This window comes from Trueperella sp. LYQ143 (assembly GCF_046599595.1).
Lineage (GTDB): Bacteria > Actinomycetota > Actinomycetes > Actinomycetales > Actinomycetaceae > Trueperella.
Window position 1 is genome coordinate 104,379 of the sequence record NZ_JBKIWR010000003.1, and the last position, 11,956, is coordinate 116,334.

Annotated in this window: 7 protein-coding genes; 1 reads left to right on the forward strand and 6 read right to left on the reverse strand. The window is 52.6% G+C overall.

What is annotated here, in order from left to right:
* Nucleotides 1–14: 14 nt before the first annotated feature.
* Nucleotides 15–2,108, reverse strand: coding sequence for an excinuclease ABC subunit UvrC (uvrC, locus tag ACLHIL_RS02420; RefSeq protein ID WP_411296351.1), 2,094 nt, complete (start codon nucleotides 2,106–2,108; stop codon nucleotides 15–17).
* The gene (gene uvrA / locus ACLHIL_RS02425; protein WP_411296352.1) at nucleotides 2,101–4,971 is read right to left on the reverse strand and encodes an excinuclease ABC subunit UvrA; all 2,871 of its coding nucleotides are present in this window, start codon (nucleotides 4,969–4,971) and stop codon (nucleotides 2,101–2,103) included. Before uvrA ends, uvrC begins: the two co-directional genes overlap by 8 nt.
* 110 nt (nucleotides 4,972–5,081) lie before the next feature.
* Here uvrA and ACLHIL_RS02430 point away from each other — a divergent pair, with 110 nt between their 5' ends.
* A complete protein-coding gene (locus ACLHIL_RS02430; RefSeq protein WP_411296353.1) occupies nucleotides 5,082–6,065 on the forward strand; it encodes a bile acid:sodium symporter family protein in 984 nt (327 codons plus the stop codon).
* A gap of 124 nt (nucleotides 6,066–6,189) precedes the next feature.
* Here the strand turns inward: ACLHIL_RS02430 and ACLHIL_RS02435 are convergent, their stop codons facing one another.
* The 4 genes from ACLHIL_RS02435 to ACLHIL_RS02450 all read right to left on the reverse strand — a co-directional run bounded on the left by ACLHIL_RS02435 (nucleotide 6,190) and on the right by ACLHIL_RS02450 (nucleotide 11,659).
* Nucleotides 6,190–7,293, reverse strand: coding sequence for a TerC/Alx family metal homeostasis membrane protein (locus ACLHIL_RS02435; protein ID WP_411296363.1), 1,104 nt, complete (start codon nucleotides 7,291–7,293; stop codon nucleotides 6,190–6,192).
* 358 nt (nucleotides 7,294–7,651) lie between these two features.
* Entirely contained in the window at nucleotides 7,652–9,703 is a 2,052-nt protein-coding gene (uvrB, locus tag ACLHIL_RS02440) for an excinuclease ABC subunit UvrB (protein WP_411296354.1), read from the reverse strand.
* A gap of 37 nt (nucleotides 9,704–9,740) precedes the next feature.
* Nucleotides 9,741–10,805, reverse strand: coding sequence for a dephospho-CoA kinase (coaE, locus tag ACLHIL_RS02445; RefSeq protein WP_411296355.1), 1,065 nt, complete (start codon nucleotides 10,803–10,805; stop codon nucleotides 9,741–9,743).
* A gap of 59 nt (nucleotides 10,806–10,864) precedes the next feature.
* The gene (locus tag ACLHIL_RS02450) at nucleotides 10,865–11,659 is read right to left on the reverse strand and encodes a siderophore-interacting protein (protein ID WP_411296356.1); all 795 of its coding nucleotides are present in this window, start codon (nucleotides 11,657–11,659) and stop codon (nucleotides 10,865–10,867) included.
* Nucleotides 11,660–11,956 lie beyond the last annotated feature (297 nt).

Here is an 11,956-nt window from a genome sequence, read left to right on the forward strand (position 1 = left end):
CGTGCGCTCCCCCCTCACGGGTGGAAAAATTGGTAAATCGTTTGAGCTAGCTGTGGGCCGATTCCGGGCACGGCACATAAATCATCTTCGCTGGCAGCCTTAATCCGACTCACCGATTTTAAGCGCTTGAGTAACGCCTGCTGTTTTACCGGCCCTAAGCCCGCAATGTCATCCAATACTGAGCGCCGCATCGCCTGAGAGCGTTTCTTCCGATGGAAGGTAATGGCAAAACGGTGGGATTCATCGCGCAGATACTGTAGCAAACGTAAGGCCGGCGAAGAGCGCGAAAGAATAACCGGAAACTCTTCGCCGGGTAGCCATATCTCCTCTAATCGCTTAGCCAAACCGATGACGCAAACATCTGCACCAAGCTCGTCAACCACTCGTTGCGCCGCATTAACCTGAGGTAATCCCCCATCAACCACAATGAGATCTGGTCGGTAGGCGAACCGGCGCGGGGTTGCCTCGGATATTTCTGCATTTTCAGGCGATGTAGCTGCCCCAGTTGATTGAGATAGGTCGGTTGATTCCTGGGGCAGGGCTGGGCTATCTCCCACTGCAAGATGCGTATCTGCTGATCTCGCAATATGCAACAGATCATGTGGGTCATCACCATCAACCTGAGTATTACTCAGCGATGTATCTGCAACGAGCCGACGCAGGCGCCGACGCAACACCTCATCCATAGCGGCTGTGTCATCTCGGGCACCAGAACCGTCTGCTCCTCGGATAATAAAGTGCCGATAGTCGCTCTTTTTCGCTAAACCATCTTCAAAAACCACCATCGATGCGACTTGATTCGTCCCCTGAGTGTGCGAAATATCGTAGCCCTCAATCCGCAATGGCGCTCGGGGCAGCCCCAAACCGACACGCAATTCCTCCAAGGCTTGCGAACGCTCAGTTAAATCACCCGAGCGCGCGAGTTTGTGCCGCTGTAAGGCCTGCACCGCGTTTTCGTGAACGGTCCCCATCAGATTCGCTTTTACCCCGCGCTGCGGGGTACGGATCTGCACCTTCGCACCTCGGATTTGAGTGAGCCACTGGCTCACAGCGGCGTCATCAACCGGCAACACTGGTACCCAGATCTCGCGAGGAATAGCTGCCGTCGCGGTATGCGCAATATCGTCAACCGAGCGGGCATGACTGCGCGGAGCCGTCCGAGAATTCCCAGCAGCGTATTCACCATAAACCTGGAGTAAAAGCTGCTGAATAAGCCCTGCGGCATCTTCATCTTCAATCGTTGTAATCCAGCCACGCTGCCCGCGAATACGACCACCGCGCACAAAAAATACCTGAACTGAGGCTTCCAACTCGTCATACTGCAAACCAAAGACGTCTGCATCCACATCTGAATCGAATACGACGGCGTTCCGCTCCGCAATAGTCTCTAGCGCAGCAGCCTCATCACGTAGTTTTGCGGCTAATTCATACTGTTGACTCGCCGCAGCCGCAGCCATCCCTTGACGTTTTTCGCTAATCAATTCCTCGCCGGTGCCGTCAAGAAAATGGACGAGTTGGTTAACAATCTGGCGGTGTTCCTCCGCCGAGACTCGAGCAATACATGGGGCTGAACATTTATCAATGTAGCCCAGCAGGCACGACCGCCCTGCCCGTTGTGCCTGACGAAATACCCCGGACGTACATGAGCGAACGGGAAAAACGCGCAACAGCAGATCAAGCGAGTCACGCACGGCCCACACTTTTGTGTATGGGCCGTAATAGCGATTTCCGCGCTGGTGTGCACCACGAGTGACCATCACGCGCGGATATTCCTCGCGCAGCGTCACCGCCAAATAGGGATAGGACTTATCATCCCGATACATAACGTTAAAACGCGGAGAAAACTCTTTAATCCAGGCGTACTCCAGCGTTAATGCCTCAATTTCTGAGCCAACAATCACCCATTCAACGCGAGAAGCGCTGAATACCATCTGTCGAGTACGCGGATGTAATCCAGCCGGATCTTGAAAATAGTTTTGTAGCCGATTGCGCAGCGACTTTGCTTTTCCCACATATAGGACGCGATCTTCGTCATCGAGAAAGCGATACACCCCTGGCTGGGTCGGAATATCACCAGTACGCGGGCGATAGTCAGCCGGATCAGCCATGGAGCGTCCCTGCCCGTTCCAAAATGGGCCGGATATATTGACCGGTATGCGACTGCGCCACACGTGCTACATCCTCGGGGGTCCCCTCGGCAATCACCATTCCCCCATTGCGCCCGCCTTCTGGACCGAGGTCAATTAACCAATCCGAACATTTAATAACGTCCAGATTATGTTCAATAACGATGACGGTATTGCCTTTATCCGTCAGTTCTTGCAGGACAGAAAGCAATTTGCGCACATCTTCGAAATGCAAACCCGTCGTCGGTTCATCAAGCATGTAGACCGTGCGGCCAGTTGAGCGTTTATGCAGTTCAGTGGCGAGTTTGACGCGCTGTGCCTCGCCTCCAGAAAGCGTGGTTGCGGGCTGCCCAAGACGGATATATCCCAAGCCCACAGATTCCATCATCTCTAGATATTTGGTGATCCGTGGGATAGCCGAGAAGAACTCTCGCGCTTCACTAATGGTCATATTCAATACGTCAGCGACGTTCTTGCCTTTATAGTGAACCTCAAGGGTTTCGCGGTTGTATCGCGTGCCGTGGCAGACTTCGCAGGGGACGTACACATCTGGCAAGAAGTTCATCTCAATCTTCAAGGTGCCATCTCCGTCGCACGAATCGCACCGCCCGCCTTTGACGTTGAAGGAGAAGCGCCCCGGAGCATAACCCCGAACTTTTGCTTCTTCCGTCTGCGCAAATAACTTGCGAATATCGTCCCACATGCCGGTATATGTTGCTGGATTTGAGCGCGGCGTCCGACCAATCGGTGATTGATCTACATGGACAACTTTACCGACATGCTCCAGACCAGTGACTTTCGTGTGCCGCCCCGGCAGGGTTTGCGCACGATTGAGTTTATTCGCCAATACCCGATACAGAATCGTGTTCACCAAGGACGATTTGCCTGAACCTGATACTCCGGTGACGGTGGTAAAGACCCCCACGGGGAATTGCACGTCAATTGTGCGTAAATTATTTTCCCGCGCCCCCTGTACCGTTAACATCTTCTCTGGATCGATACTGCGGCGTTGGCTGGGCACCGCAATGGCCCGAGCGCCCGTTAAGTATGCGCCAGTGATGGAATCAGCGGCCTGTGCTAATCCGTCAGGTGTACCGCTATAAACGACGTTTCCACCGTGTTCACCCGCTCCTGGGCCAATATCCACAACATAATCCGCAGCGCGAATAGTGTCCTCGTCATGTTCAACGACGATGAGCGTATTGCCTAGATCGCGTAGCCGCAATAATGCCGAAAGAAGTTTCTCGTTATCGCGTTGATGTAAGCCGATGGATGGTTCGTCGAGAACGTAGAGCACTCCCACAAGCCCTGAGCCAATCTGGGTGGCTAAGCGAATCCGTTGAGCTTCGCCACCTGAAAGGGTCCCAGCGGATCGCGACAACGTCAGATAATCCAGACCAACTGTAACGAGGAAATCGAGTCGATCAATGATTTCTTTGAGAACGGCATTGGCGATTTGCTGTTCCCGCTGCCCTAACGTCACATTGCGGATGTACTCTAACGCATCGGCGATAGATAGCTCGGTGAGTTCAAAGATATTGAGTTCCCCGATACGAACTGCCAATACTTCTGGGCGTAACCGTGCTCCCCCACAGGCAGAGCACGTGACATCCCGCATGAAGCCCGCATAGCGCTCGCGCGACCAATCCGAGGAGGTTTCATCGTGCTTACGGCGCACGAAATGTAGTACCCCCTCAAATCCTGAACTGTATATTTTTTCGCGCCCCCACCGATTGCGATAACGCATACGCACGGTGTAATCCTGGCCGTACAGCAAGGCCTCTCGGGCTTGTTCTGGCAGCTCTTTCCAGGGGGTATCCAGATCAAAACCGAGTGATTCCCCGAGGGCGGCAACTTGGCGCATGTGGTAATCACGAGCAGTTGCCGACGCAGTGACGGACCACGGCACAATCGCGCCCTCATTAATGCTGAGATCCTCGTCAGGAACAACCAAATCAGCGGCAACCTGAACCTTAAAGCCAATCCCATCGCACTCTGGGCACGAACCGTAGGGAGCGTTAAAGGAGAATGTGCGCGGTTCGATTTCTTCAATATCGAGGACGTGATCGTTTGGGCAGGAGCGAAACTCCGAGAATTTGCGCTCCCGACTCGGATCATCTGGGGCGAGATCGACACATTCGATAATTAGCCGCCCATGCGCTAGGCGTAGCGCCGTCTCCACAGAGTCATTGAGCCGTGATCGGATTCCCTCGCGGATTACTAACCGATCGACAACGACCTCAATGGTATGTTTCTTCGTCTTTGCTAATTTCGGAATCTCATCAAGCCGAATCAGTTCGCCGTCCACCCGAGCGCGCGAATATCCATCGGCTATTAAGGAGCGGAAAACATCCTCATGTTCCCCTTTTCGCCCACGCACCACCGGCGCCAATACGTGAAAACGAGTCCCCTCCGGATAATCCAGCAGCCGATCCACGATCTTCTGCGCACTTTGCGCTGCGATAAGTTCACCACACACCGGGCAATATTGCGTTCCAGCTCGAGCGTAGAGTAGCCGCAAATAATCATAGACTTCGGTGATCGTCCCCACCGTTGAGCGCGGGTTGCGATTTGTTGACTTTTGATCGATGGAGACTGCTGGTGACAATCCCTCAATGAAATCCACATCGGGTTTATCCATTTGCCCAAGGAATTGACGCGCATACGCCGACAGCGATTCCACATAGCGACGCTGCCCTTCTGCGAAAATCGTGTCAAAGGCTAAGGATGACTTGCCAGAACCAGATAAGCCAGTGAATACCGTTAGCGTCCCACGTGGAATATCAACTGAGACATTGCGTAAATTGTGTTCCCGAGCACCTTGAACGTGGATATATTCATGCACTCCCACAGTTTAGAAAAGTGCCGCGCCGAATACGACTGTATGACCATGAATTCCGCCACCGGCGCGATGCGTATATCGTCACTGCCAGTAATCTGATTTACAGTAGCACCATGGCTTCGCGTTTCCGATTACCTCGCTATCTTCGTCCGGATTTCTTGCTCACCGGCATTATTTTGGCACTCATTCTCGGCTTGCTTCTTCCCGTTTCTGCCGGTGCAAATGATGTTCTTTCCGAGATCGGCGATATTGCTGTGGGAATGGTTTTCCTCGTTTATGGAATGCGTTTGCCGACCTCTGAAGTAATTGCCGGATTGCGCAATATCACCTTACAAGCTGCTGTTTTAGTAGCGACGTATCTGGTGTTCCCGCTGGTTGGATTCGCGTTATATGGTCTGACGCACTCTCTTATCGGTACTGCGTTCGCTACCGGATTGCTTTATCTATCGCTCCTGCCCTCCACTGTTCAATCCTCCGTCACTTTTGTTTCTATTGCGCGCGGCAATGTTGCCAGTGCGGTATGTTCTGCGACGATTTCAAATATTTTGGGCATGTTTCTCACTCCAGCCCTGGTCTTGCTTTTCATGCATCTAGATAATGCCTCAACTGGAGGCATTGAATCCGTGCTCATCAAGCTACTGTTGCCATTTATTGTCGGGCAGTGCCTCCAACCTTTTGCTGGAACGTGGATGCGTGCGCACCGAGCAGTTACCCGAATAACGGATAACTCAACGATTATTCTCGTGGTCTTTTCTGCCGTTGTTAAAGCAACAAATGATGGCGCGTGGACCTCTGTTACCCCTGGCGGTTTTGTTCTGCTCCTCATTGTGTTAGCAATCCAGTTGGCCATTATGTTGGCAAGTACTTGGTATGCGGGGCGTCTTATCGGGCTGTCGCGCGCTGAAAAGATTGTTTTGTTGATGTGCGGGTCGAAGAAATCTCTGGCAAGCGGATTGCCGATGGCTAAAGCCCTGTTCGATCCGGCACTCGTTGGCGCTATCGCCGTTCCGGTGATTATTTTCCATCAGGTTCAGCTCATCACCTGCGCAATTATTGCCCGACGGTTAGGGCGCGACGCAGAGCCAATAGCGCAGTAGCCCTGAATGTGGGCGCATCGCTTAGCGGTGACGCCGCCTTTGTGCCTCGTGTTGCTGAACCGATATGCAAAATCGCCGCGTGGCATGATGGCGATTTTCTCATGCTACGCGGTGATTCTTTAGGCTAATTGACGTTAGCGGTTGTTTCTGTTGCCGAATCAGGGTTTTCCTTGCCCGTCGCCTGCTCTCCGAGATCCATAGCGGTTGGCTCAAAGGGGCCGATCTGTGAGGCGTGCTGTACCCGTCGGGCATGGTGGCGCGCCCCAATAATCGAAGCAATAACGGTGACGATAATAATCACCATGATAATCATCGTCGATACCAGCGGGGAAGGTTCGTGGATCGCAGTGAGGACGTCAACCCCGTGGCACGCATGCAAGATGAGTTTCAGCGAGATAAACCCAAGGATCATCGCTAGACCAAAATGCAGATAGATAAGTCGGTCTAATAGGCCATCCACTAGGAAGAACAACTGGCGCAATCCGGAAAGGGCAAAGGCGTTTGCGGCAAAAACGATGAAGGGCTCACTCGTCAGACCGTAAATAGCGGGAATGGAGTCGAGCGCAAACATCAGATCAATTGATCCAATGGAGATCACGCACATGAGCAGTGGCGTCACCCAGGTTTTACCGCCACGGCGAATTGCCAGACGCTGCCCGACGTAGCCGTCAGTTACGCGGAACACCCGAGAGGCTAAGCGAGTAACGAAATTTGGTTCATACTCCTCTGAGGCGGCGGGCGCATTGGGGTTGTTGCGGTTCTTTTCTTCTTCGATACCGTCGCGTACCTGAACGATGGCGGTGTACAGCATCCAGGCTCCGAAGATGAAGAACGTCCAGGCGAATTTTTCGATAATCGTCGCCGCGGCAATGATAAAGACAAAACGCATCAGCAAGGCCACCACAATGCCCCACATCAGCACCTTTTGCTGATAAATTCGGGGAACTCTAAAGGCCGCAATAATGATAATAAAGACGAAGATATTATCAATAGAAAGCGATATTTCAGTTAAATATCCGGCAAAATATTGCGCGGCAAACTCCGGGCTATGCTTGAGATAGACGACAACACCGAAGATAACCGCCAAAGAGATATAAAAACTGGACCACAGGGCAGCTTCTTTAATTGTTGGGTCATGCGGCTTACGCACATGACCGAGAAGATCCCACGCGATCATAGCGACAACTAGCCCAATTAATGCCAGCCACTCCCACGGATGAACGACCATTGATTCCTGCGCTGCTTGAGCTGCGCCATGAGTAGCCGCTGACATAAATGACGAAATAACCATAGGGTACACACCTTCCGGTACACGAACGACGAAGTACCGGAGGTCTCTTCCCGCCACATAGTGGCCACGATCCGGGCATAGGCCGTACTGACGAATCGATGTTGCATGGGAATACTCCCCTCCGCAGAAACGATCCTAACCCATTACCATCTCAGCGGCAGTATTCCTCCTCTGTGCGGTCAATGACATCTTTTCAGCTGCGAAAGATCCGGCATGGCGATCTATCGTCGGCACTAAAGATCGACATCTATATATCGGCATACCCCGAAATATAGCCAGTTAGCACACATGACACTTAACGCTGGCGGATCTGCCGCAGCTCTCGTTTAACATCCTCAATCTCATCACGCAATCGAGCGGCAAGCTCAAAGTGTAATTGTTCTGCGGCTGCATGCATTTGCTCCGTCAGATCCTGCAACAGGGTTTCAATCTCTTCGCCATCATGCGACGGTAGCGCAATCTTGTGCGTGCTCTCGCGCCGATACCCACCTTCTAATAACTGTGCCGTATCAATATCTTCTCGCGCCAACATATCTGTAACGTCAGAGATTTTCTTACGCAGGGGTTGCGGATCAATACCATTCACCCGATTGAATTCAAGTTGCTTTTCCCGACGGCGGTTCGTTTCATCAATAGCCTGACGCATATTTGGCGTTATCTCGTCGGCATACATGTGGACCTGCCCCGAAACATGACGAGCTGCACGGCCAATAGTTTGAATCAGGGAGGTTGTGGAGCGCAAAAATCCTTGCTTATCTGCATCCAAGATTGCCACCAGTGATACTTCTGGCAGATCGAGCCCCTCACGCAATAGGTTAATACCTACGAGCACGTCATATTTGCCCAAACGCAATTCCCGCAACAATTCCACACGGCGCAGGGTATCGACGTCTGAATGGAGATACTCTACGCGCACCCCACGTTCAACGAGATAATCCGTGAGATCTTCAGCCATTTTCTTCGTCAGAGTTGTGACTAATACGCGCTCATCGCGTTCCGTCCGAACTCGGATTTCCTCCAACAAATCATCAATTTGCCCATTCGTTGGCTTGACGATAACCTCCGGATCGACCAGACCAGTTGGACGGATGATCTGCTCTACCACACCGTCGGATTTGCTGAGTTCATAGGGTCCGGGAGTGGCTGATAGATAGACCGTCTGACCGATCCGTTCTAAGAATTCTGCCCACTTCAGCGGGCGGTTATCCATCGCTGATGGCAGGCGGAAACCATGCTCAACCAATGTGCGCTTACGCGACATATCCCCCTCATACATTGCCCCAATCTGCGGGACAGTAACATGAGATTCGTCGATCACCAGTAGGAAATCCTCAGGAAAATAATCCAGTAAGGTGTTAGGCGGCGTTCCAGGCCCACGCCCATCAATATGCCGCGAATAGTTCTCAATACCAGCGCATGATCCCAGATTACGCATCATCTCTAAATCGTATGATGTGCGCATTTCCAACCGTTGAGCCTCTAATAGCTTTCCTGCGTCACGGAATTGAGCCAAGCGCTCATCAAGTTCCGCTTGAATCGAGCGCATTGCCCGTTCCATCCGCTGCGGGCCAGCAACATAATGAGAGGCTGGGAAGATATATGCGTGATCTACCTGCCGAATAATATTGCCCGTCAACGGGTGCAACAACATAATCTGGTCAATCTCATCACCAAAGAATTCAATCCGGACAGCTAGCTCTTCGTACACCGGAATAATCTCGACGGTATCTCCCCGCACTCGGAAAGTTCCGCGAGTGAAAGCCATATCATTGCGGGTATATTGCATGCCAACAAACTGCTTCAGCAGCCCGTCACGATCCAACTGCTGGCCAACATGCAACTGGACCATCCGATCAACATACTCTTGCGGAGTTCCCAAACCATAGATACATGACACTGACGCCACAACAACGACATCGCGACGGGTCAGTAAGGAATTCGTCGCGGAATGGCGCAGACGTTCCACCTCGTCATTAATAGAAGAATCTTTTTCAATATACGTATCCGTTTGCGGAACGTAGGCTTCCGGCTGGTAATAGTCGTAATATGAAACAAAGTATTCCACAGCATTGTTGGGCAATAATTCCCGAAATTCTGCTGCCATTTGCGCAGCGAGCGTCTTATTCGGTTCGAGAATCAAGGTCGGGCGTTGCAGTTGCTCAATCATCCAGGCAGTCGTCGCCGATTTGCCGGTGCCCGTCGCGCCCAGAAGAACGACATCCGATTCCCCGCCAGATATGCGTTCAGTTAACTCGGCAATAGCCTGAGGCTGATCCCCCGAGGGCCGGTACTCCGAGATGACGTGGAAAGGCGCATCATGACGAATAAGATCTGAAACAGGGCGCATATCTCTAGGCTAATAGCCGCACGTCGTATCGAAAAAATTATTTGCTAGGAGATGATAGACAACTGTGCGCAAGCCATAGGGAAAACGGATTAGCACTGACGAATACCCTCGAATCAGCACAACTGGGCACCCAGCCCAGATTCTTCGCATGGGCTGCGCTTAGGTGTGCAAGGCGGATCTGACCGTCTCCGTCAATATGCGCCGACGCCCCGCACGACTGTAGACGGCGGATATGAAGATCGGCGTCGTGGCGTATTGCGATACAGCTGCCGCTACCTGCACCAAAAGGCAGATAGCTAAAACCCGTATCGTGAGTATTGGGATTGTCCTCGATATATTCCACGCTGGCCGATGGGCGCTTCGGCAGCGAAGCAGCGCAACCAGATGTAGCAGTGGGCGAGGACCCCCCACTGCCCGAGGCATTCGGCTCGCCATCACAAGAATATGCGTCATCTTTGGAGCGCTGTGGGATAGGCAGGCACGGCTGCATTAGACGTTGGCGGAATGGCTCAACCCATTCATGCCAGAGGTATTGTACACAGACCCGTAGCTCATCAACGCTACCGTTATTGTGAATCACCACGTCAGCAATCTGTTCACGTTGGCTATCAGATACTTGGGAGGAGATACGGGCACAGGCATCCTCACGAGATATTCCTCGATATGTGATAAGACGCGATACCCGCACATCTTCGCGCGTGCTCACCGCAATATTGGCATGTAGGGAAAACTGACGAGGCGAACCGACGAGCAGTGGCACGTCGTAGATCACCACTCCGTGTGGATCTCGTTGCACTGCGGCAGCGAATTCATTATCGACACGTTTGTTAATAGCTGGATGCGTTATCATCTCAAGCTGATGGCGGGCCGCTGGATCCTGAAAAACCCGGCGGGCTAGTTCTGGACGATTGATGTGCCCATCTGCAGTGAGAATGTCCGCTCCCCAATGCTCCACGATACGATCGACGACCTCAGATCCTGGTAATAAGATCTGACGGGCAATAGCGTCGGCATCAATGACTGTAGCTCCGTTTTCTTTCCAGATCTGAGCCACAGTAGATTTTCCTGAGCCGATACCGCCGGTGATCGCCAGTGTTAACATTGCGCCGTTTTCCTATCAGTTATTGCTGTAAGAAGGAAGAATACTTTTCGAGGAGTTCTTTATTCCTCCGGATCGAGCTGCGCATGATGGTCATGCCCGCTGACTCCCAGTTTCCAATACCCTTCTACACTAATATTCTCATGGGAAAGCTGCGGGCAGGTGCGGAGCCACCGACGAATCGGGATCAACCATTGTGCTTCACCGGCACACCATACGTAATGTTCGGCAAAGTTGTAGCCTGCTAACCGATCAATAATGTGGCGTGCCGGCGCCTGATCGTCATAGGAATACCAAGTTACATTCTGTTTCGCTAAGGCTGAGCCAAGATATTGGGCAATATCAATTCCGCTCGTCCGAGTCACCAGCGTTATCTTTTCTGCCGACGTACATTCCAGCCAGCGTGCTGCAGCAGGAAGCGCACTCGCATCCACGCACATAAATAGGCGCGGCGCAGCAGGCGCTAACAGCGAACCTCGCGGTCCAGCGGTCGTAGCAGACATTCCTGGGCGCACATTACGCACCCAATCGATAAGCGGTCCGCTACGGTGATTGACCACGTCGAAGATGAGACGAGAACCGTTTACCTCGCGTATCGTCACATCTCGGCTCACAACCCCAGGGGGAAGCTGTGGGCGCTGCCCCGCATGCGGTTGAGGTAGCTCAATACGTCGGCTCGGATCATCTGCCACGAAGATTTTAAGATGATCGGTCGGTCCGAGTGCCTTAATTGTTGTCTCCTCAGGAAGATCAATATGTACGCGGTATATCCCTGCCAAGTGTTCAACCTCGTGTACGACTCCGATACGAGAAGTGAGCGGGTATTGGACTCGGTCACGCGAAAAAGAGTATGCCATATACGCAAGTCTACCCTTTTCTAATTGGAGGTTAAGTGTGGCGCTAGGCACGGCATAGCTACTGTGCTCGCCAAACTGAACAATGCGATCGGCCTGGCTCACGTGGCGCCACAACCGAATACCGCTGAATCATCAAGTGTTACAACCCCATATCGCCGACTTCGGCTTCCGGTACAACCCAACTTGATAACCACTACTCCCTGCCAGAACACAGGCGGGGGGGGGGGGGGGGAGGGGGGGGGGGGGGGGGTGGAGTTCACCCCCTAGATATAAACAGACCACCAGAACCGCCCCTAA